Here is a 22772-nt window from a genome sequence, read left to right as displayed (position 1 = left end):
TCACCAATCCACGATCGTGCCATCAGGAAGGACGGCATTGCGTGTATGCAAGACTTCCTGCTTGAAGGGATGGCGCGCCAGCTCAGCTTCGTTCACTTCCAGGCCGAGACCCGGCTTCTCGGGCAGGTCCCAGTAGCCGGCCCTGCGCACAATCGGCCATGTGACCACGTCATCATACCAGGGAACAGCGCCAACCATTTCTTCCTGGATGATGTGGTTTGGCGTCGATACGCCGAAATGTAGGGCTGCAATACCCGCGATCGGCCCAAGCGGATTATGTGGAGCGACACCAATCCCCGCGGTCTCGCAGATGGCAGCAACCTTCTTCGCCTCGCCAAGCCCACCGACATGACAGATGTCGGGCTGAGCGATGTGGAAGGCGCGTTTGCGAACGGCATCTTCGAATGCGCCGCGCCCGATCAGCCGCTCGCCTGCGGCAATGGTCACGGATGAGGTGCGTGTAAGCTCGGCCAGATTATCCCCCTGCTCCGGGGGTACCGGCTCCTCTGCAAAAAGCGGACGACCGGGTTCCAGCGCCTTCAGGAAATCGCGCGCCAGTGAAAGCGAAGCGGGTCGACCATGGAAGTCGACCATGATGTCGATATCCGGTCCGACGGCTGCGCGCAGCGCGTCCATAGAGGCACCCACCTGATCTATCAGCCGGGTTGGAGCGATATAGTGGCAATAGGGAATGGAGACGACCTTCACCGCGGTGTATCCCGCAGCCACCACTGCAGCACCTTTCTCGGCGAATTCATCAACTCCTTCGGTCTCGTAGACCGAATTCATGTTGCCCAATCCGAGATGGGTATAGGTCCGCAGCCGGTCTCTGACTTTCCCCCCGAGCAGTCGCCAGACAGGCGTATCGAGCGACTTGCCGAGAATGTCCCACAGGGCGATTTCTATGCCGCTGATGGCCGACATTCCAAGGACACCCATCCGCCAGAAGCCGTGGCGCGTCATGATCTGGAAACACTGCTCGATGTCCCGCGGATCCTGTCCGATCAGGAGCGGCTCGAGGTCTTCGATCGCACCAACGACAGCTCGGGTTTTCCATTCAAGTGTCGCTTCGCCCCAGCCAAAGAGGCCAGGGACATCGGTGTCCACGCGGACGAAAACCCAGTTTCTCATCTCGGCATTGCACACGAATGCCCGGATGGCTGTAATTTGCACGATGCTCCTCCCTTATTCATCATACAATTAATCCTTAATTATATGGAGTCAAGCCCGCGCGTGCTTTTTTCGTCTCAGCTGAAGCTGAGCGGCGTGTCGCGTTGCGTTGAAGAAGGAAGGCTTGCGAGCGTGCAGTCGCGAAATCCACGGCATGACCGACACGACAGCCCCAGCCATCGCTGGGACCGGGTCGCCGCGCGCATGATTGATGGGTCGAACCTGCCGACAAGGCGTGCGAACTACCCGGTCGAACAGCAGCTCAGATCACCCGCGGCGCGGCCCCTGCACCCCGTTACACAAAGATTACGCCTTTGCCTTCAGGAGCGGCCTCAGGCGCAACAGCCACACAAACAGCACTGTCAGCACAAGCAGCACCACACTCGCAGGGCTACGCAGGAAGACTGTCGGATTGCCTTCGGAAACGATCAGCGAGCGCCGGAGGAACTCTTCCAGATAGGGACCAAGTATGATGCCCATCAGGGCCGGGACGACGGGATAGCCAAACCTGCGAAGCAGGAACGCAAGCACGCCAATCGCCAGCGCCATCCACATCTGGAAAACAGAATATGATGAAGCGTAAACGCCGACCATCGAGATCATTGCGATGAAGGCGTAGAGGAAGCCGCGATTGATCTGTGATAGGCGCAGATAGATCGGGCCGAAAGCCAGCACCGAGAGAAACACGAAGATCGAGGCAACGAAGAGCGCAGCAAACATCGGCGCGATGACGTGGAAATTACCTGCCAGCAGAGCCGGGCCCGGCACCAAGCCATGGATCAGGAGAACACCAAAGATGATGGCCGTCACCGCATCGCCCGGAATGCCCATGGTCAAAAGCGGAATGACCGCACCACCACACATGGCGTTGTTGGCCGATTCCGATGCGGCCAGCCCCTCATAGGATCCCTCGCCGAACACCTCTGGCGTGCGTGATCCGCGCTTGGCTTCGGCATAGGCGATGAACGAGGCCATTGAAGCTCCGCCGCCCGGCAACATGCCGATCAACACGCCGATAATCGCGCTCTTCAGAAAGGTGAAGAGGCCCACCTCGCGGATCTTCGCGCGGCTCGGTAGAAAATCCCGGCGTCTTGGCCGCTCTATGGCGGCAACGGCAACAGCCTTCCCTACATTCGCCGGGATCGAAGACTGCGCGATCAATTCGCAAACGGCAAAGAGACCAATGACTGCCGGTAGCAGGCTGATGCCTTCCACCAGATGGTAGCTGCCGAAGTCGAAACGCCCCACCGGCACCATCGGATCTATGCCCACGGTCGAGATCATCAGTCCCAGCGCCATGGCCATCATCGCCTTGATCAGAGGACCCGAGGCGACAATGGTCACGGTGACGACTGCAAGCAGGACGAGCGAGAACTTGTCCGGCGTCTGAAACTGGAGGGCAAGCGCGCTGACCGGCTGCGCGAGTGCGATCAGTATGATCACGCCAACGAGCCCGCCAATGGCCGAGGCAAGCGCACTCATGCCAAGTGCCTGCGTCCCCTCACCCCTCTTCATGAGAGCATGACCGTCAAGCGTCGTGATCGCGCCCGAGGGTGCTCCGGGAATGTTCAGCGTTATGCCGGTGATCGATCCGGAATAGATGCCCGCCATGTAAATGCCGGCTACCATGACAAGCGCGTCGGCCACATCCATGCCGAATGTGAACGGCAGCAGAAGCGCGATTGCAAGCGTTGCTGTCAGTCCGGGTATCGCACCGAAAAAGAGCCCGAGCAGAAAACCGCCTATCAGGTGCAGGAAAGTCAATGGTTGCGCGAGCGCGATGAAGCCGTCCGCCAGCTGAGCGATCATGTCAAAGCTCCCAGACCGGAAGATAGAGGCCGAACAACTTCACAAAGAAGAGCCAACCGAAAAGCGTCACAACCGCGCAGGTCGCGAGTGCGACAGCCACGGACCGTGCCAGCCTGCCGGTCTGCTCGAAGGTGAAGAACCAGGCAACGATGAAGGTGAAGCATGCAGCGGCGACCAGATAGCCAAGATAGACGAAGGCGACGATGAAGAGCGCCGTGGCTCCGATCGTTATGGCCGGCCCCAGAAGAGATATCCGGGGCAATACCTCCGACCGCGGCTCCGTTTTCGCGCCCGTTGGCGCCGCACGGAACTCCCGGATGACGATGACAAGGCTGGCCAGATAGACAAAGCCGCAAAGCATGACCGGAAGAAATGCCGGTCCTGGCTCCCCTGTAGCGAAGGGTCGATCCATCTGCACGAGCTGGCTGGCATAGATCGTGTTCAACACTGCAAGACCAAGCGCGAAGATGACCTGTCCACGTATCAGGCGCATCATTGACTGAATCTCCATCGCATGAGTGTTCCCTGGCAGGTGGCCAACAGGTCGGGCCGGTCTGCGCCGGCTCCGACCCTTTCACCCTTACTTCTTGTCGAGCACGCCTTCTTCAACAAGCTGATCCATCAGGGCAAAGGCTTTTTCCTGGGAATTCTTGATGAAGTTTGCGACCTGCTCGCTGCCCATCCAGACAGCGCCCATGCCCGTTTCCTCGGCCTTGGCCTGGAATTCGGGGTCCTCGAAGACGGAGGCGAAAGCCTTTTCCAGCGTCGCCTTCTGCTCGGCATCCACATCGGCCTGCGTCGCGATCAGGCGGAAACCACCCCAGACCACGTCGTAACCGGCTTCCTTGAAGGTCGGAACATCCGGGAAATGCGGATCGCGTTCGTCGGCCATGACGGCCAGCACACGTGCCTGTCCTGCCTCGATTGCAGCATAGGCGGCGGAAATGCTTGTGGAAGCGGCATCGGTTTCGCCTGAAAGCAGGGCCTCGCGCTGCGGACCGGATCCCTTCGGATAAGGCACATGCTGCACATCGATTTCGGCCTGCTTGGCGAAGTCGAGCGCCGGCAGATGCCACACACCGCCGGTTCCCACATTGGAGATCTTGAGCGTGCCCGGTGCTTCCTTTGCAGCGGCAACGAACTCTTCCAGAGTGGCCCATGGCGCATCGTCGCGCACGACGATGGCGGTTGGATGAACGGTAACAGAGCCGAGATAGGCAAGCTGTTCGGTGTCGTAGCCCGGCACCAGTTCATAATAGGGAACGGTAATCACGCTGTCCCAGGTGAGCGAACCGATCGTGTACCCATCAGGTCGCGACTTCATCAGGCGCAGCGTTCCCACGCCGCTCTGCGCACCGGTGATGTTCTGCGTGTTGATGCCGACGCCGAGCGGCTCTTCGGCAAAGTTCATGAAGGTGCGCATGACGGTGTCCGTACCGCCACCTGCACTCCACGGCATGATGTGCATGATATCCTTGGTCGGATAATCCTGTGCGTAAGCAAGTTGGCCAAGGCCAGCCGTTACGGCAAATGCGACGGCAGTCATGCGGGTAAGTCTGCGGATATTCATCGTTCCCCTCCTGTTATCATTGTGGACGTTGGGTTTCGGGCGGTTGGTCTAGTAGAAGTATGGCAACTTCCTTTCCTTCGCGGCCTCCACCCAGGGCGGCACGAAGGGAATGATCTTGTCCTGTGACGGCACCATCATCTCGATGAAGTTCGCGCCGGGATTGGCGATCGCAGCGGAAAGAATGTCCTCGATCTGGTCTTCGGACGTGATACGCGCGGTCTCGAAGCCGAAACCTTCGGCAACCTTGACGTAATCGACCGCACCAAAATCGGTGGTCCAGGGTGCGTCAACGTCATCCAGCAGGATCGCCTCGCCGCGGATCCAGCCGTAATTGTCGTTGCGTGTCAGGATGACGGTGACATTCTTGCCGCTGCGCTTGATCGTCTCAAAATCCCCCAGAACGAAGGCAAGCGAGCCATCACCCGTGAAGGAGATCACGGGACCGTCTGACGCAAACGCGGCTCCTATGCCGGCAGGGACGGAATAGCCAAGCGCACCCATCGAATAATTGGTGATGTATCGGCGGCCGGCTTCGCGAACCGATAGAAGTGCGGACGGATATATCGCGCTGACCCCCGGCTCGGCAGTGACAATGGCATTGGCGGGAAGAAGCTTGTCCAGCGCCTGCGTCAGCTTCACGGGAGAAACGGTGCCTTCGGGCATCGGTATGTTGGAGTTGAAGACCGCGTTCAGCGCAGTCTGCTTCATCTCGGTCAGATCGATGCGTGGCCGCTGAATATCGGGATGCTCGGCCCTGATGAGTTCGATCATATATTCAAGGCTTGCGCGGGCATCGCCCACCATACCCACCTTGAGCGGGAAATTGTTCCCGATATGCGCCTCGGCAATATCAAGGTGGATGAAAGCCTTTGTCTGCGGATCTCCATAAAGCTTCCAGTGATTTGTCGAACTGGAATCGGTGTTGGAGCCGATGAAAAAGACGGCATCCGCGTCATGAACATAGGCGTTGGAATATTCCATGCCCCCGCGCGCGCCGATGACGCGCAGCGCCAAAGGATGCGTCTCCGGAATTGTGCCTTTGCCCGGCGTGGTCGTTCCAACGGGAATCTGCAATAGCTCGGCAAGCTCCAGAACGGCTTCGCCAGCCTTGGAGATGAGAGCGCCCTGCCCGCAAACCATCACCGGCTTTTTCGCCGCAAGCAGAAGGTCGATTGCCTTGCGGATCTTGCCATGATCGGCAACGGGGCGGTGCGCGGGATATTCCCGGTAGTCGGGATCGGCATAAAGATCGCCTATCTCCGCCTCATCATGGAAGATGTTGATGGGAACGCGGATATGGACCGGCGCAGGCCGCCCCGATGTTGCAACGCGAAAGGCGCGGCGCATCAGGAAGGGGATTTCGCTCACATTCGTAAGGTAGAAGGATTCCTTGCAGATACTCTCATACATCGCGGTCTGATCAACACCCGTCAGACCGTGCTTCTTGTCCTGGTTGATCGGGATGTCGGAGCTGAAATAGATGACCGGCACCGAGGAAAGATAGGCCTCCGTAATGCCGGGCGTGCAGTGAGTGACACCAGGGCTGGGCGCCTCAAGGACAGCGGGCTTGCCCGTGATCTTGGCATAGGCTTCGGCGGCATAGGAGGCCGTGCGCTCATCACGGGTCAGGACGAATTTGATGTCCGATGACTTCTGCCATTCCTTGTACCAGCCAATGGTTGTCTCTCCCGGCAGACCGAAAACATGCTCCACCCCATGAAGCTCCAGCATCCGGAGGATGACTTCGGCACCGTTCATTTTCTTCATCAGCTGATTTCCGCCACAGGTTTGCATTCTTCTCTGTATACAGAAGCATACACAGACTGGAACACATATCAATTGCCTCTTTTGCACAAGGGTGCTTAAAGGGACCGTGTGTTGGGCCAGAGGGCGTAGATGCGAGATGAGTGAGACTGAAGGCACGGTGGAGCGCACCTACCGCCGATTGAAGGAGATGGCGGCAAGCTATGAGTTCAAGCCCGATTCCCGGCTGAACGAAAGCGAGCTTTCAAAGCGCCTGGACACGAGCCGCACACCGTTGCGCGAAGCGCTGAACCGCCTTGTCGCGGAAGGCTTTCTCACCTTCAAGAGCGGCAAGGGCTTCTTCTGCCGTTCACTGAAACCTGCTGAGATCATGGATCTTTATGAGGCACGCGCAGCAATTGAGTGCGAAGCCGCAGCCCTCGCCGCCATTCGTGCGAATGCAGAAGATATCGCCGAGCTGGAAAAATTTCTCGAAAACTCCAAGCCTGACTACAAACCCGGCACTTCACCGGTTGAACTTGTCCGACTGGATGAAGAGTTTCACACGCGCCTGACCGCTCTTTCCGGCAACGCGGAAATGGTGCGCATGCTCGGCAACATGAATGGGCGCATCCACTTCGTTCGCCTGATCGACCTCAAGACCCTTTGCGAACGGAACGGTCCGGACGTGGTGACGACCGAACCGCACAAGCGGATACTCGAAGCGGTAAAGCGTCGCGATCCGGATGCCGCGCGTGCGGAAATGGCAAAGCACATCGAGCGCAGGCTGGAATCCATCACGGAGAATGTCCGCAATGCATTCGCTGAGCTCTACACACCCTGATTCATGAATAGCCGTTTGGCGACGCTCGGCAGGATGCCGCCTTCGCGCAGGTAGCGAAGTTCCTCCCTGGTATCCGCCCGACATATCGCCGAAAACCGAAGTCGCATGACATTATCGGGCCCGATAACCGAGACCGATACCTTTCCTCCCGGTTCCAGAGTGTCGCAACCGGCTTCGATCGAGAACCGGTCTTCAGCTGCAAGTCCGAGCGCTATGCGGCCCTCTCCCTCAACGAACTGCAGCGGCAGAACCCCCATCCGGACCAGATTGGAGCGGTGGATACGCTCGAAGCTTTCCGCCAGCACGACCCGGACGCCCAGAAGCCGCGTCCCCTTGGCAGCCCAGTCCCGGGCCGAGCCTGCTCCGTAGCGGCGACCCGCAACGACCACCATCTGCTCGCCGCGTTCGGCATAGTTTGCGGCGGCATTGAAGATGGTTGTCTCAAGCCCCTCCGGCATCACCAGCGTGCGCGGACCGACACCATCGATCATCTCGTTCTTGATCCGCAGATTGGCGAAGGTGCCCCGCGCCATGATGTTGTGATTGCCTCGGCGTCCGCCGTAATTGTTGAATTCCTTCTGCTCCACGCCACGTTCGAGAAGATAGGCGGCCGCTTCGCTGTCGCGTGCAATGGTGCCCACCGGAGAGATGTGGTCTGTCGTCACGGAATCCCCGAGCACCAGCAGAGGCCGGGCAGCGTCGAGGATCTTGCCAGTCCCTGCAAAGTTTGCCGGCAGGTCGAAGAACGGCGGGCGCTGGATATAGGTGCTGTCGTTCAGCCAGCCGAATGTATCACCGCCGGTGACCTCCAGGCCTTCCCAGTTCTCGTCCCCGCGCGTGAGATCGCGATAGGAGGAGGTGAAGCCGTCCCGAACTACCACCTTGCGGAGAAGCCTGTCGACCTCCTCGGCGCTGGGCCACAGTTCAGCCAGACTGACAGTTTTGCCTTCAGGATCGGTGCCGATTACCGAGAGGTCCGTTCGCATTGTACCCGAAAGGGCATAGGCCACAACGAGAGGCGGCGAAGCGAGGAAGTTGGCTTTCACCAGCGGATGGATCCGCGCTTCGAAATTGCGGTTCCCGGAGAGGATTGCCGAGACGCAGAGGTCACCCTCCGCGACTGCGCTTGCAACCTCGGCATCGATTTCGCCCGAATTGCCGACGCAAGTGGTGCAGCCAAAGGCTGTCAGGTTGAAGCCCAGCGCAGACAGGTCTGCGTCCAGCCCGGCTGCACGCAGATAGTGCATAACCGCTCGCGAACCCGGCGCGAGGGAGCACTTGATGCGCGGGTTCACCGTCAGTCCGCGCAGCCTAGCATTGCGTGCCAGGAGACCCGCTGCAATCATCGCTTCCGGATTGGAGGTATTCGTGCATGAGGTTATGGCAGCAATGACGATGTCGCCATCGCTGACACCGTTGCGGCTCTTGACCTCCCGCCCTGCAGTCTCATCCATGACGGCAGGAATCGCACCAATGTCGCGGCCCTGTTCGGGGCGCGAAGGACCCGAAACGGTGCGACGGACGCTCGAAAGATCGAACTCCATCACGTCATCGAATCTGGGGCGGGCCGATGCATCGAACCACAGGCCGGTGCGGCGGCAATACTCCTCCACCGCCGCGACCCTCTCTCCGGACCGGCCGGTGAGGCGCAAATACTCTATGGTCAACTGATCGACCGGGAAGAGAGCCGAGGTGGACCCGAATTCCGGGCTCATATTGGCAATGGTTGCCCTGTCGGCAACCGAGAGGGAGGTAACACCGGGCCCAAAAAACTCGACGATCGCCCCGACCACGTCAAACTTCCGTAGCGCCTCGGTGAGCGTGAGGGCAAGGTCGGTTGCAAGCACTCCCGGGGGCAGTTCGCCTCTCAGATGCACGCCGATCACCGGCGGAACCAGCATGGAGATGGCTTCTCCCAACATCACCGCTTCGGCTTCGATACCCCCAACGCCCCAGCCCAGAACACCGATACCATTGACCATCGTCGTGTGGCTGTCGGTGCCGATGACCGTGTCTGGAAACAGCCACCGCTTGCCGTGCATCTGGCGGCCTGACACGACGTCCGCCAGATATTCGATATTGATCTGGTGAATGATCCCGCGCCCTGGCGGGATCACGGTCAGGTTGTCCATCTTCTTCTGGGCCCATTTCATGAAGGCGAAACGTTCCCGGTTCTCGGCAAACTCCCGTGCCTGGTTGCGCAAAATTGCATCCTGGCCGCGCGAATGATGAGCCATGATCGAGTGGTCGATGATCAGGTCGGCCGGCACCTGCGGGTTCAGCGCAGCGGGATCAATGCCCTGCTCCCCCGCCTTCTCCCTCAGCATCGCCATGTCTATCAGTGCGGGCATGCCGGCACTGTCCTGCATGATGACCCGCGCGGGATGAAAATCGATTTCCAGCCCTCGCGCCTTTCCGCGCGCGAGACGCTCCAGTTGATCACTGGTGATGGACTCGCCGTTTTCATGTCGGGCGAGGTTTTCAAACAGGATCCTGATGCTAAGCGGCATCTCCCCCAGCTGCGGGAAAAGCTGCACAGCCTTCGGCAGATCGATGAACCGTGCGCCCGTCATGTCGGAGATCAGGTCAAAGCTGTTCAGTGTCATGCCGTTCGTCCTGCTGCATGTCGGAAAAGAAAGGATCCGCGCGGGCCGATCAGGAAAGGCGCCCGCGCGGATCACTTCAATGAAGATCGGGGCGGCGGATCAGAGCCCCAGCAATTTGCCGGGATTTTCCCGTACCATCATATCGATGTCGCTCCGCGGAATACCCTCGGCCATCAGACCGTTGATCAATTCCACCATCCCATCGGGATGAATGGGATTTCCCGTCTGTCCCAGATCGCTGGCCAGTATGAAGTGCTCTGCTCCCACTTCCTTTACCGCGGCGGCCATGTTGGCGATGGAATTCGGCCGGCGATCGCGAAGCCACTGCATATGGGCAGTGGGGGTGCCAAGATGATCCAGGTAAATCAGCTCCAGATGCGCACCGAGGCTTGCGGCCTCCTTCATCTGCGCAATGTCGAGGCCCGGATTTTCCGCCATCGCGTGCGTGACAACGATCTTGTCGATGCCCAGTTCATTGGCCCGGCGGATCACTGCCAGAACCTCTTCGGGTGAAAGGTGGCCGGTCTCAAGGACCAGGTCATGTTCCTTGACAGCAGCAAGAACCTCTTCGGTTGCCTGCGAGAGTTCACCATTCTCGAAGACAGTTATCCCCCCGGTCTTCTGCGTCTTGGTTGCGCGGTGGAATGCCGAGTCACTGGTCGGGAACCAGACCACCTTGCCGCGACCACCCGACATTTTTGCCATGGTCTGGACTGCGGCTGCGTTGAGGCCACCGACAGCGTAGTTGAGGACTATGCCGCCAAAGACCTCGATTTCAGGCACCGTGGCATTGACCAGAGCAGCCCGGTCTGCGGTCATTGTGACATGGTTCTTGAGCACCAGACCGCCCATTTCGTAGCGGGCCGCGATCCTGGCCAGTTCGATGTCGGTCAGGTTGCGCGAGGAAACATCCGGTGACGTATGAACATGGAAGTCAATTGCTCCATGTACCGGGTTGTCATTCGTGGCTGCAACTTGCGCGAAAGCAGCAGATTGCGCGACGCAAAGACACAGCGCGGCACAGGCGCCGTGGATGTAGCTGAAATTCATCTTTCCCTCCCAGGATTGAAAAACGCTCCGGACGCGATGTCCGGAGCGCGATCTGCTTATTTCTTCGAGAGGAAGATATCTTCGTACTTCGAGTTGAACTCGAATTCGTTGTTCAGGTAATCGACCGTCTCCTGTGCGGAGATGAACCGGGGCGTCATCTGAACCTTGGCATATTCCTTTGCCAATTCTTCGCTCTCACCAAGCTCGGCAAGTGCTGCGGTCAGCTTTTCAACCACCTCGGCAGGTGCGTTCGGCGGCAGAGCCACCCAGAACAGACGATCGGGCATAGCCACGTCGATCCCCTGTTCCTGGAAGGTCGCAACATCCGGCAGGCCGCTGAAGCGCTGCGCGGCAGGGGTACCGAGCGCACGCATGTCGCCACTTTCCAGATAGCTCTGAACTGCGCCTACCTGAACCTCGGATACATCGACATGCTGACCGAGAATGCTGACGATCTTTTCACCGATGCCGCCGACATCCACATTGTGCATTTCAACACCTGCTGCCTCTTCGAAAGCGGCGGCATGGACATGCGTCTGGCTTCCAAAGTTGATGCCGTTCTTAACAGTGCCCGGATTTGCCTTGGCGGCTTCCACCAGATCTTCCATGTTCTGATAGGGCGAGCTGGCCGAGGTCACCCAGATGGATCCCTCGGACATGCCGACGGAGCCAAGGACGGTCAGGTCGTCGAAGCTGAAGTCGATGGCCTTTGTGAGCATGCTGCCAAGCACGCCCGAATGGTGGAACAGCATGGTGTAGCCGTCCGGCTCCGCCTTGTAGACCTTGGTGGTCGCGATGCTGCCGGAAGCACCCGCAACATTGACGGGAACAACGGTACTTCCAAGAACCCGCTCGAGCTGGGTTGCGAAGATCCGGCCGAGCAGATCGGTGTCGCCGCCCGGATTGTATGGGATAACGAGTTGGATCGGCTCGGAAGGATATTCCTGGGCGACCGCTGGTCCGGCGGTTGCGAGGCCAAGCGCGGGTATGGCCGCCAGGGCAAGTGTCTTGAGTGTTTTCAGCTTCATTTCAGTCTCCTCCTTTTGAAACAGATCGGTCAGCTTTGGTTGACCGGGCGAAAGCGGGTGTAGAGCGCGCTGAACAAGGGAAGCGCGATAAAGATGAGCGACAGCGCAAGGAATGTGCCGCTGATCGGACGTATGAGGAATTCGCTGTAGTCCCCCTTCGACGCGGTAAGGGCGCGATAGAAGTTGGTCTCGACGATCGGTCCGAGGATGAACCCCAGAACCGCCGGCTGGAGCGGAAACCCGAAGGTTCGCAGCGCGAAGCCCAACCCACCGAACATCACCATCGACCAGACGTCGAATGCACGGTTGTTGAGACCGAAGGCACCGACCAGGCACATGACCACGACGAGTGGCATCAGCACGTTCTTGGGCGTACGGACAATGCGGATGAATACCGGCATCAGTGCGAACATGAACACGGCCATGGCAACCGATGCGATGACGAGCGAAGTAAAGATGCCGTAGACCAGCTCACCCTGGGTGAGGAAGAGCAGCGGACCGGGCTGGATGTTGTTCATGATGAAGGCGCCCAGCAGGATCGAGGCAACGGTATCGCCTGGAATGCCCAGGGCCAGCAGGGGCACCAGCGCACCGCCGATGCAGGCATTGTTCGCGCTTTCCGACGCCGCAACCCCATCGACGATGCCGGTTCCGTACTGATCGCCACGACGGGAAGTCTTCTTGGCTGCCAGATAGCCGGTAAGCCCCGCTGTGCTGACGCCAATTCCCGGCAGGATGCCGATACCTGTGCCGACCGTGGATGCGACGAACCAGGTGCGGATGTTGCCCATGACATCGGCCAGCTTCAGCCCGATCTCCTTGGTCGTCGTTCCCAGCTTGTGCATCGTGGCCCGGGCCGGGCCTTTGCCCGCGTCATGGAGCAGTTCGGAAATCGCGAAGAGACCCACCAGAAACGGGACCATGGCAAAGCCGCTCTGCAGATCCACCTGACCAGCGGTCATCCGCTCGATACCGCCGACAGGGCTCATTCCCACCATGGCAAAGGCGATACCGATCACGCCGCTGATGAACCCCTTGATCATCGAGCCCGCGCTCAGGCTGGCGATCAGCGAGAGTGCGAAGAACGAAACGGCAAAATATTCGAACGGCGTGAATCTGAGCGCGAAGCGGGCCAGCATCGGTGCAAAGATCGCCAGCACGATGATGCCGAACAGGGTCCCGAGAAAGGAGAACAGCACCGCCGCGCTGAGCGCCTTCTTGGCTTCGCCCTTCATCGCCATGGGATAGCCGTCGAACAGTGTCGCCACCGATCCCGGCGTGCCTGGAAGGTTCATCAGGATCGCCGGGATCAATCCGCCGGAGATGCCACCGATGAACAAGCCGCAAAGTAGCGACAGACCGTGCAGCGCGGGCATAGTAAAGGTCAGCGGCAGGCAGAGGATAAGGCCCATCGAGGCGGTTAGCCCCGGGACGGAGCCGAAGACGATGCCCAGCGCGACCCCACCGAAAACGAGAAGTACGCAGTAGATATCAAGCGCGGCCGCGGCGCCCTGCAGGAAGACATCAAACATCATATGCTCCTCAAAGGATGCCCTTGGGCAGCGGCATCGAAAGCCAGTGCCAGAACATCAGATAGACGGCGACGGGGAAGGCGACAGCGATGACAGCGGTACGCACGATTCTGAACGTGCCTGGGTCGTAGGTCAGGATGTAGCACTGCGCGAAAATGTAGATCACCGAGGTCAGCACGAAACCGAGCCACTCGAACAGTGCTGCCGCGGCAATGATGAGAACGGCAGTAGCAATCAGCCGGCCAGGATAGGCAAACCGGTGCTGCGGAACTTCTTCCTCGTCGTCACCGGTGCTGGTGCCAAGCCCCTTGTAGGGCAGGAAAGTCATGGCCAGCAGCATCAGGCTCAGGCCACCGAGGATCAGGGCCACCAGCCGTGGCGCCAGGCTCATGTCGAGTCCCGCGACCACGGTTTCTCCGGGTCCGGGCAAGCTCGAATACATCAGGATCGCAAACAGCAATATGACCACGCCGCTGATCCCGTCAGACATCTTTTTCGACAATTGTGCCTCCTCCCTGCAACGCTGTTCAGGCGTCTCTTCTCGCCTTTGAAAGCCGCGCCATGCCATTTTTGTCTTTCATGAAAGTTGCGCGCTCTCTCCTGAAGAGCCCGAAACCTTCAAGCAACCCGGTAGCTCTCCGTTGTCACTCCGAACAGCGCTGATGCGGTCTCCCGTGCGATGGAACATGCGACGCGCCGCAGGCTCTCCTGGGTCGCACCGCCGTAATGGGGTGTCGCGATGAAATTCGGCAAGGACAGAAGCGGATGTTCAGGAGATGGCGGCTCCTGCTCGAAGACATCCATGCCCGCCGCACCCAGACGCCCGCTTTCAAGGGCTGATGCCAGCGCCGTTTCATCGACAATCCCGCCACGGGACGTGTTCACCAGGATCAGACCGGGCTTCGCCTGGGCCAGAATGGATTTCGATATGAGCCCGATGGTCTCCGGCGTTCGCGGCAGATTGATGCTGATGAAGTCGCAACTCGCGAACAGCTCTTCGAGCTTCTCTACACGGCTGACGTCATCCCTGTCCTGCCAGAAAGCGGTCGGAAGCTTGGGATCATAGGCCATGACCTCCATCTCGAAGGCCTTGCGCAGGATGTCCGCCGTCATGCGTGCAATCCGGCCAAACCCCACAAATCCGACGCGGTTGCGGTACAGTTCGCGACATCCCCTGCCCTTGCGCCCCTCGTCCCAGTCATTGCTTCGAACCAGATGATCGGCATGAACGATACGACGCGCCGCAGACAACATCAGCGTGACGGACAGCTCGGCCACCGATTGCGAATTCTCGAACGGGGTGTTGAGCACCACGATACCGCGCTCCCGCGCCGCCTGGACGTCGACGGAATCGACACCAGCGCCGTGCCGACCGATTACCTTGAGGCGCTTGGCCGACCGGATCTCTTCTCCCGTCAGATTGAGCCCCCGCAGGATCACCGCGTCGGCCTCCTCGCGCCAGTTCTTCACCCGCGCTTCGTCCCAAGTGACCACATCGAGACGCGGATCGGCCTTCAGAAGTTCGACAGCATCGTGATGAATGGGTGCGCGCAGGAAGATCGTTTTGCGTTCGCCCGGAGCGCCGCGCAAATCACTCATAGGTCGCCTCGATGATTTCGCAGCCGGCCTTCTCCAGAGCGGCATCGACCCAGCTCCGGTCAAGGCTCCCGTCCCTGGCGGCAGCCACCTTTGCCTGATCCTTTTCAGACAGCGTGCGGGCTGCGCGCAGGACCACCTCGGCATCGGCGCGCGGAACGACGACAACCCCATCATTGTCGACAAGCACCACATCACCCGGGCAAGCAACACAGCCTTCGAACGAGATCGGTACATTGATTTGCCCAGGGCCCTGTTTCATCGGCCCGCCGGGACGGGTGCCGGTGGCATAAACAGGCAGCCCAAGATGATCGAGGGAATCGAGGTCGCGGATCGGACCATCAAAGACGATCGCCGCAACCTTCTTGAACTTGGCATAGCTGAACATGACCTCGCCCATCAGCGCCTGCGTCTGGGCGCCGCCATTGGAGACGATGATCACATCGCCCTCCTGCGCCATGTTGAGGGCCTTGTGGATGACCAGATTGTCACCTGCGCTCACCTGGACAGTGAGCGCAACGCCCGCCACCGGAGCGGCCAGGCGCGGCCCCTGCAGGCGTATGCTGGCCGGCAACGAGTTCAACCGTGTCATGACATCCGCCACATTCGCCGAGGGCAGTTCGCCCAAGGCCCTGACGACCTCGGGAGATGGAAGCTTGCGCTTGCTGAATACGCGGAAGCCGACGCTCATATTGTTCTTCTCCAGTCTTGGGTGCTCGGCCCGCAGGGCGAGCTTGAATGCCGGAAAAAAACTTGCAAAAGCTGGCCGATAATTACAATTTCAAAATAATCATTAATTGATAACCTGGAGGCATGAATGGATTTCAGGGATCTCGTCTATTTCCGCACCGTCGCCGAACTCGGCCATATGGGGCAGGCTGCCGAACGGCTGCTTCTCACCCAGCCGGCCTTGTCGAAGGCGATGCAGCGGCTGGAGGATTCGCTCGGCGGAAAGCTGTTCATGCGCGAAGGGCGCGGCATAATTCTCACCGAACTCGGACACGTCCTGCTTGACCGCAGCAAGGTGGTCGAGAGGATGATGAATGAGACCCGGCGTGAGGCGAGAGGCTATGCCCGCGGAGAAGCCGGCCACATCCGTTTCGGCTGCGCGCCGACCTTGGCGAAGTACTACCTGCCCGAAACCATGCGGCAATTGCTCCTGGAGAGTCCGGGCGTGACCATCGACCTGGAGACGAATGTCAGCGGTCCGCTGCTGAAGGCATTGCGCGAACATCGGCTCGACCTGGTGCTTACACATGTTTCGGGACCGATCGAGGGTTTCCATGTCAGCCCGGTACTCAAGGACGAGGTTGCGATTGTTGCGAGCTGGGCCCATCCCCTGGCGTCGCGCGAAGTACAGGTGGCGGATCTCGCAGCCTACAACTGGGTATTGCCCACCGAATCGGCCATCTTGCCCTGGCTGAAAGACCTGTTTCATCGCCACGGCTGCCCTGCTCCCATGGCACAGGTGAAGGCGACCTCGATCCTCTATCTGCCGTCGCTCATTGGAGGCACGCAATTGCTGAGTCTTCTTTCGACCAGGAACCTGAAGGACGATGTCACGGGGCAGCACCTCACGGAGATCAAGGTTGCCGGCGAGCGCCTTCGACGCTCCTTCGCGCTGGTCTGTCGAGACCCGGAAGGACTGTCTCCTGCCTCAAGACGCCTGTTCGACATCATCCTGAACGCCTCGACCACCCGTGACACCTGAGGATCCGGTGAGCATTCGGCAATAGCGAGATGCAGGATTGGCCAATGATGGATATCGCTTCTCTGGCAGCCTCAATTGCGGCTTGGCTGGGCCAGCCGTGACGACAGGAGATCTCCGGCATCTTCCACGATCGGATATGCGATCATCGTGAAAGCTGTATTGATCTGTTTCAACGCCCGGATCGTTTCCTGATGGAGGTTGCTCGTTTCAATGCTTTCCGGCTTGCCCATCCGCAATCGCTCGAGGTGGCGCCGTTGCAGGGCCTGTTCCAGCTGCCTTATGGCATCTTTCTCCTCGAGAAGTTGACGCGCAGCGTCGACATCACCGGTCATCAGGAGATCAAGGGCAACCTGGATATTGGCCAGAACCCGGTCGTGAAAATCGGAAAGATCGGCCCATCCGGGCTCGGAAAAGGTGAGATTGGCCGTGTGAAGCTTCCGCGCGAGCGCGGTCAGATCGCTGGAAATGAGATCGCCCGCGGCCTCGAGATTGGTCGCGATATTGGCGAGCACCATCATTCGCCCCGCATTCTCTTCGTTCAGCGCTCCCTCTTGCAGGCGCGCGAGATAGAGCTTTGTTTCGAAATGCATACGGTCCACGTCTTTTTCCTGCACCGCCACCTGGCCCACGAGGTCATCGTCCCACGCACGGTAAAGCTGCAATGCGGAAGTCAGCATTGACTGGATCGTCTCGCCCATCTGCAATATCTCGCGAGCTGCACAGCCGAGCGCGCGACGCGGTTCTGAAAGAGCGTCCTTGTTCAAGGCACTCACCCGTGAAACCGTGGCCGCAGCCATGCCCGGCAGGAGCAGTTTTGAAAGTCTCAGGAGGGGCCGGCGCAACACAAGGCCCAACAGCAGCACCGCGAAATTGAACCCGATGTGAAGGACGATCACCCAGCGCGCATCTTCGAGAAGATCGCCGTCATAGGCCGCCGCCAAGAACATCAGGCCCGCAAGAGCTGCCAATGCGCCACCACCTCGCACCAGCAGATTGGCGATCACCGGCTGGCGCGCCGCCGCGGACATGCTTTGCGTCAGCACCCAAGGGACGAAGCTGCCGCCAAGATTTGCGCCGAACGCCATGGCAACAGCTGCCACAACAGGCAAAAGCCCTTCACTGCCAAGGGTGGCGAACAGCAGAACCGCCGCCAGGCTGGAATGCATGAGCCAGGCAGCAATCGCTCCAATCAGAAAGGCGGATAACAGGTCGCTCTTGAGGTAGTCGACAACGGCAATGACCAATTGATTGTCCTGAAGAGGGCTCGTTGCCTCACGGATGAGATGAAGCGAGACGAATACCAGTCCCAGGCCGATCAGGATGCGACCCGTCTGGCGCATCCGCTGCCGCTTGGCGCGCATGAAGAAGATCGTGCCTGCCAGGATCAGGAGCGGCGAGAGCCATGTAACCCTGAACATAAGCAGCTGTGCCATGAGAGCAGAACCGAGATCCGCACCCAGGATGATTGCCAGAGCGGTTGCCGAGTGGACCATCCGGCTGGAAACAAAGCCAGCCACAAGCAGCGCCACGGCTGACGAACTCTGAAGCAGGAGTGCAGCCAGGCTTCCTGTCCCTGCTGCCACGAATGAGTTGCTTCCACTATGGCGCAGCCAGCGCCGCAACGGCGTGAGGTAGGCGCGTTCCACGCCGGTGCGGATCAGGCGGACTGACCACAGGAGCAAAGCAGCAGCACCGGCCAGATGCAGGAGAAACAGTGCCATAGGCGGAAGTTCTCATTCTTTCACTGCAAGCTTAGGCTGCAGCTGGTGAAGGCGCAAGTTGCCGGTTTCCGGCCGGCCCCGTGTCGGACAGCCTCGCCCTAGCGGTCGACCCTCTGCCCCTCGCTGTTGAACTGGGCGGTGTCTTCCGCACTCCAGGCCAGATGCGCCATGGATCCAGCCTCAGGAGCAGGCTCCGAACCGGGCTGCCTTACCGTGACGAGATTGCCGTTTTCCAGTTCCACATGCACCAGCGTTTCCGCACCGAGCGCCTCCAGGAACTTGACCCTCCCCCCGAGCATTTTGGCGCCGTCATTCACGAAACGCATATGCTCCGGTCTGATCCCGATACTGTCTGCGTCTGGCCGGAGCGGATAATCGCCCAGCCGCCGTTCCTGTACCTTGATGAAATTCATGGGCGGAGAGCCGATGAACCCGCCAACGAAGCGGGTCGCCGGATTGGCGTAGAGCTCCAGCGGTGTTCCGACTTGCTCGGCTCTGCCTTCATTCATGATGATGACCCGGTCGGCCAGCGTCATGGCCTCCACCTGGTCATGCGTGACGTAGAGCGATGTGACACCGAGTTCCTTCTGCAACTGTTTGATCTCCAGCCGCATCTGGACGCGCAGCTTCGCATCCAGATTGGACAGTGGTTCGTCAAACAGGAAGACCGCAGGCTTGCGCACGATTGCACGCCCCATGGCAACGCGTTGCCGCTGCCCTCCCGACAGCTCCCGTGGTTTGCGCTCAAGATAGTCCTCGATCTGGAGGAGTGCGGCCGCCTGATGCACCCGCTCCCTGATCTCCTCCTTGGGCTTGCCGGTTATACGCAGGCCGTAGGCCATGTTGTCGTAAACGTTCATGTGCGGGTAGAGCGCATAGTTCTGGAAGACCATGGCAATGTCGCGCTCCATGGGCTCAAGATCATTCACGCGACGGCCGTCGATATGGATTTCGCCGGAGCTGACGGTCTCAAGACCGGCTACCATCCGCAACAGGGTCGACTTTCCGCACCCCGAAGGCCCGACAATGACGATGAATTCGCCATCGGCGATGTCGAGATCAATGCCATGGATGACTTCGTTCTTGCCGAATGATTTGCGTACATCGCTGAGTTTGACAGTAGCCATTACTTCTCGCTTTCCAGCAGACCGCGCACGAAGAGTTTCTGCATTCCAATGACCACGGCGACCGGCGGCAGCATCGCTAGAATTGACGTGGCCATGATCACGGGCCAATCCGCAATGTCGTCGCCGCTGGGGAACATCTGTTTGATGCCCATGACCACGGTGTTCATGCTGGGATCGGTGGTGATCAGGAGGGGCCAGAGATACTGGTTCCAGCCATAGATGAAGAGGATGACGAATAGGGCCGCGATATTCGTTCGCGACATTGGCAGCAGGATATCGCGGAAGAAGCGCATGGCGCTCGCTCCATCGATACGCGCAGCCTCAGCAAGCTCGTCCGGCACTGTCAGGAAGAACTGCCGGAACAGGAAGGTCGCCGTGGCTGACGCGATTAGCGGAAAGATCAGGCCCGAATAGCTGTTGAGCAGCCCCAGCCCTGCAACCACCTCATAGGTAGGAACGATACGCACCTCCACCGGCAGCATCAGCGTCAGAAATATCAGCCAGAAGAAGAGCATTCGGAAGGGGAAGCGGAAATACACGATGGCAAAGGCCGACAGGAGCGAGATCACGATCTTTCCCACCGAAATGCCGATCGCCATGACCAGCGAGTTCAAAAGCATGATCGAGACCGGGGCGTTCACGCCGGCGAACAGCGCCTTTCGATAGTTTTCGATGAACTGATCACCCGGCCAAAGCGGCATGGGCGGACGCGCGATTTCAGGCTGGCTCACGGTGGATGCGACAAAGGCCAGCCAGATCGGGAAGCAGATCATCGCCACGCCCAGGATCAGAACGGCATGGCTCAGCCAAAGTGACCTGCCACGTTTTTCGACCATTCCAGCCATCAGTAATGCACCTTTCGCTCGATGAACTTGAACTGGATGACGGTCAGCAGGCCCACAAGAACAAGCAGGATGACGGATTGGGCTGCCGAGGAGCCAAGATCCTGACCGACAAATCCATCCGCATAGACCTTGTAGACCAGGATTGTCGTGGACTGCTGAGGCCCGCCTGCCGTGATCGTATGGATCACGCCGAAGGTCTCGAAGAAGGCATAGATGACATTGACGACCAGCAGGAAGAAGGTGATCGGCGACAGAAGCGGAAAGACGATCGTCCTGAATCTTGTCCAGAAATGCGCGCCATCTATAGCAGCTGCTTCGATGACAGATTTGGGGATTGCCTGCAGCCCTGCGAGGAAAAAGAGGAAGTTGTAGCTGATGCGCCCCCATGCAGAGGCAACCACCACCAGCCCCATGGCCTCACCGCCATTGAGCACGTGGTTCCAGTCATAGCCCAGCTTGCCAAGATACCAGCTTACGATACCCACGCGGGTGTTGAACATGAACATCCACAGCACGCCGGCCACTGCTGGCGCCACTGCGTAAGGCCAGATCAGGAGGGTGCGATATGTACCTGAACTCTTGATCAGCCGGTCGGCGAGGATCGCGAGCAGGAGCGCGATTCCCATCGAAAGAAACGTCACCGACAGCGAAAATATCGCCGTGGTCAGGAATGAGTTCCGATAATAGGGATCGGACAGAAGATAGCGAAAATTGTCGAGCCCCACGAATTGCGAACTCAAGCCAAAGGGGTCGGGGATGAACAATGATTGCCAGATCGCCTGCCCGGCCGGCCAGAAAAAGAACACGGCAGTGATGAGAACCTGCGGAAAGACCAACGCCAAAGGCAACACTTTCCCGCGGAAGATGACACGTTTTTCCATTTAGACCCCGCTTGGCGCGACTGTGGGTGTCCCGGCACAAGGTCCGGGACACCGTCACTTCATGAACCGGTCTTACTGGTTCGCACGCTCGAAGCGCCGCAGGAGCTGGTTTCCACGCTCAACGGCGGAATCGAGAGCCGCCTGTGCGGATTTGTCACCTGACCAGACTGCCTCCAGTTCCTCGTCGATGATGCCGCGGATCTGGTCGAAGCTGCCCAGGCGCAGGCCTTTCGAATTGGGTGTCGGTTCCTTGGCAGTCATCTGCTTGCCCGCAACATCCGTGCCGGGATTCTCGTCATAGAACCCTTCTTCACGCGTCTGTTCAGCGGCTGCCGTCGTGATCGGCAGATAGCCCGTGTTCTGGTGCCACTGGGCCTGGATATCGGACGAGGACAGGAACTTCAGGAACTCTGCCACAGCATTGTATTCCTCGGATTCATGGCCCGAAAGAACCCAAAGCGACGCGCCTCCGATGATGGTGTTTTGCGGAGCACCTTCAACCTCGCTCCAATAGGGCAGGGGCCGAATCTCGAAATCGAAATCAGCCTCGGCCTTGACCCCGGCATAGCCAGCGGAGCTTTCCGTAAACAGGGCGCATTCGCCACCGCGGAAATTCGCCCCGCCCTCATTGCGGCGACCGGTATAGATGAACTTGCCCTCCTGCGCCCAGTTTCCAAGCGCCTCGACATGCTTGACCTGGACCGGGCCATTGAAGCTCAGCTCGGTATCCACGCCTGCAAAACCGTTCTCCTTGGTGGCAAATGGCTGATCATGATAGGCGCTCAGATTTTCCAGATGCACCCAGCTTTGCCAGGCGGTCGTCATGGGGCAGCTGATACCCGCCTCCTTCAACTTGTCGAGCGTTTCGCCCACCTTCTCCCAGGTGGACAGGTCCACACCTGGGTCTATCCCCGCCTCTTCGAGCAGATCGAGGTTCACATAGAGCACGGGCGTGGATGAATTATAGGGCAAGGACAGCATCTGGCCGTCGGTTGTGGTGTAGTAGCCCTTCACGGCAGAAAGATAACCGTCCGGATCCCAATCTCCGCCGGCTTCTTCCATCACCTCGTAGACCGGTTTGATGGCACCTTCGGCAGCCATCATGGTTGCCGTGCCAACCTCGAACACCTGCAGGATATGCGGCTGCTCACCGGCGCGGAAGGCGGCGATGCCCGCGTTCAGCGTTTCGGAGTAGTTGCCTTTGTGGGTGGCATTGACCTTGTACTCTTCCTGGCTTGAGTTGAAGGTTTCCACCTGCTCGTTAAGAAGCTCTCCCAGGCGACCTGTGAAGGCATGCCAGAAGTCGATCTCGGTGGCGGCCTGCGCGACATTCAGCGTCAGCATGGTCGACGCAATGCCCAGGGCGAGTGTCTTGCGGTTCATTTGATCCTCCCATTTCATTTCAGCCTTACATTAAGGCTGCTGAATTGAGCCGGCGCAATACCCCCGTCCGTGCACGCGGCAGTTTCGACCGCAATTCTGCTTTGCAGCCACCCGCCATCGGCCATTGAACGCCGCAGTGCGACCGCTACCGACGGC

At 59.3% G+C, this 22772-nt stretch carries 19 protein-coding genes; 2 read left to right on the top strand and 17 right to left on the bottom strand.

The window, feature by feature from the left end; translation table 11 throughout:
• The 5 genes from dgoD to EL18_RS01785 form a co-directional block, all read right to left on the bottom strand.
• Positions 1 to 1173 (bottom strand): galactonate dehydratase, encoded by a 1173-nt coding sequence (gene dgoD / locus EL18_RS01805; RefSeq protein ID WP_036479162.1) that lies wholly within the window; start codon positions 1171 to 1173, stop codon positions 1 to 3.
• 303 nt (positions 1174 to 1476) lie between these two features.
• A complete protein-coding gene (locus EL18_RS01800) occupies positions 1477 to 2979 on the bottom strand; it encodes a tripartite tricarboxylate transporter permease (protein ID WP_036479160.1) in 1503 nt (500 codons plus the stop codon).
• Position 2980: 1 nt separating this feature from the next.
• Positions 2981 to 3475, bottom strand: coding sequence for a tripartite tricarboxylate transporter TctB family protein (locus tag EL18_RS01795; RefSeq protein WP_161781958.1), 495 nt, complete (start codon positions 3473 to 3475; stop codon positions 2981 to 2983).
• Positions 3476 to 3559: 84 nt separating this feature from the next.
• On the bottom strand, positions 3560 to 4549 hold the full coding sequence (locus EL18_RS01790) for a Bug family tripartite tricarboxylate transporter substrate binding protein (RefSeq protein WP_036479156.1): 990 nt from the start codon (positions 4547 to 4549) through the stop codon (positions 3560 to 3562).
• A gap of 48 nt (positions 4550 to 4597) precedes the next feature.
• On the bottom strand, positions 4598 to 6316 hold the full coding sequence (locus tag EL18_RS01785; RefSeq protein WP_051913664.1) for a thiamine pyrophosphate-binding protein: 1719 nt from the start codon (positions 6314 to 6316) through the stop codon (positions 4598 to 4600).
• Positions 6317 to 6452: 136 nt separating this feature from the next.
• Between EL18_RS01785 and EL18_RS01780 the strand changes: the two genes are divergently transcribed.
• Positions 6453 to 7136 carry a GntR family transcriptional regulator gene (locus EL18_RS01780; protein WP_036479154.1) on the top strand — a complete coding sequence of 228 codons (684 nt, stop codon included), beginning with the start codon at positions 6453 to 6455 and terminating at the stop codon, positions 7134 to 7136.
• Here EL18_RS01780 and acnA read toward each other — a convergent pair.
• The 7 genes from acnA to EL18_RS01745 form a co-directional block, all read right to left on the bottom strand.
• Positions 7124 to 9742, bottom strand: a complete 2619-nt coding sequence (gene acnA, locus EL18_RS01775) for an aconitate hydratase AcnA (protein ID WP_036479151.1) — start codon at positions 9740 to 9742, stop codon at positions 7124 to 7126. The two genes, EL18_RS01780 and acnA, sit on opposite strands and share 13 nt — an antisense overlap.
• Before the next feature lie 99 nt (positions 9743 to 9841).
• Entirely contained in the window at positions 9842 to 10792 is a 951-nt protein-coding gene (locus tag EL18_RS01770) for a DUF6282 family protein (protein WP_051913663.1), read from the bottom strand.
• 56 nt (positions 10793 to 10848) lie between these two features.
• Positions 10849 to 11820: a Bug family tripartite tricarboxylate transporter substrate binding protein gene (locus EL18_RS01765; RefSeq protein ID WP_051913661.1), complete on the bottom strand. Its 972-nt coding sequence runs from the start codon at positions 11818 to 11820 to the stop codon at positions 10849 to 10851.
• Between the two features lie 29 nt (positions 11821 to 11849).
• The gene (locus EL18_RS01760; RefSeq protein WP_200875483.1) at positions 11850 to 13355 is read right to left on the bottom strand and encodes a tripartite tricarboxylate transporter permease; all 1506 of its coding nucleotides are present in this window, start codon (positions 13353 to 13355) and stop codon (positions 11850 to 11852) included.
• A 7-nt stretch (positions 13356 to 13362) separates the two neighbouring features.
• Complete coding sequence (locus EL18_RS01755; RefSeq protein WP_161781957.1) at positions 13363 to 13854, bottom strand: tripartite tricarboxylate transporter TctB family protein; 492 nt, start codon at positions 13852 to 13854, stop codon at positions 13363 to 13365.
• 116 nt (positions 13855 to 13970) lie between these two features.
• Positions 13971 to 14951 (bottom strand): hydroxyacid dehydrogenase, encoded by a 981-nt coding sequence (locus EL18_RS01750; protein ID WP_051913659.1) that lies wholly within the window; start codon positions 14949 to 14951, stop codon positions 13971 to 13973.
• On the bottom strand, positions 14944 to 15639 hold the full coding sequence (locus tag EL18_RS01745) for an RraA family protein (RefSeq protein WP_036479146.1): 696 nt from the start codon (positions 15637 to 15639) through the stop codon (positions 14944 to 14946). The genes EL18_RS01750 and EL18_RS01745 overlap by 8 nt, the downstream gene beginning before the upstream one ends.
• A 126-nt stretch (positions 15640 to 15765) precedes the next feature.
• Between EL18_RS01745 and EL18_RS01740 the strand changes: the two genes are divergently transcribed.
• Positions 15766 to 16659, top strand: a complete 894-nt coding sequence (locus EL18_RS01740; protein ID WP_036479144.1) for a LysR family transcriptional regulator — start codon at positions 15766 to 15768, stop codon at positions 16657 to 16659.
• 71 nt (positions 16660 to 16730) lie between these two features.
• Here EL18_RS01740 and EL18_RS01735 read toward each other — a convergent pair whose 3' ends face one another.
• From EL18_RS01735 to ugpB, 5 genes are all read right to left on the bottom strand, one after another.
• Positions 16731 to 18380, bottom strand: coding sequence for a Na/Pi cotransporter family protein (locus tag EL18_RS01735; protein ID WP_036479141.1), 1650 nt, complete (start codon positions 18378 to 18380; stop codon positions 16731 to 16733).
• A gap of 98 nt (positions 18381 to 18478) precedes the next feature.
• Positions 18479 to 19507, bottom strand: a complete 1029-nt coding sequence (locus EL18_RS01730; RefSeq protein WP_036479135.1) for an ABC transporter ATP-binding protein — start codon at positions 19505 to 19507, stop codon at positions 18479 to 18481.
• Positions 19507 to 20343, bottom strand: a complete 837-nt coding sequence (gene ugpE / locus EL18_RS01725) for a sn-glycerol-3-phosphate ABC transporter permease UgpE (protein WP_036483692.1) — start codon at positions 20341 to 20343, stop codon at positions 19507 to 19509. Before ugpE ends, EL18_RS01730 begins: the two co-directional genes overlap by 1 nt.
• An 8-nt stretch (positions 20344 to 20351) precedes the next feature.
• On the bottom strand, positions 20352 to 21233 hold the full coding sequence (gene ugpA, locus EL18_RS01720) for a sn-glycerol-3-phosphate ABC transporter permease UgpA (RefSeq protein WP_036479134.1): 882 nt from the start codon (positions 21231 to 21233) through the stop codon (positions 20352 to 20354).
• Between the two features lie 72 nt (positions 21234 to 21305).
• Positions 21306 to 22616: a sn-glycerol-3-phosphate ABC transporter substrate-binding protein UgpB gene (gene ugpB, locus EL18_RS01715; RefSeq protein ID WP_036479130.1), complete on the bottom strand. Its 1311-nt coding sequence runs from the start codon at positions 22614 to 22616 to the stop codon at positions 21306 to 21308.
• Positions 22617 to 22772 lie beyond the last annotated feature (156 nt).

This window comes from Nitratireductor basaltis, assembly GCF_000733725.1.
In the GTDB taxonomy this organism is placed as follows: domain Bacteria; phylum Pseudomonadota; class Alphaproteobacteria; order Rhizobiales; family Rhizobiaceae; genus Chelativorans; species Chelativorans basaltis.
This window is presented reverse-complemented; position numbering and strand designations above follow the sequence as displayed.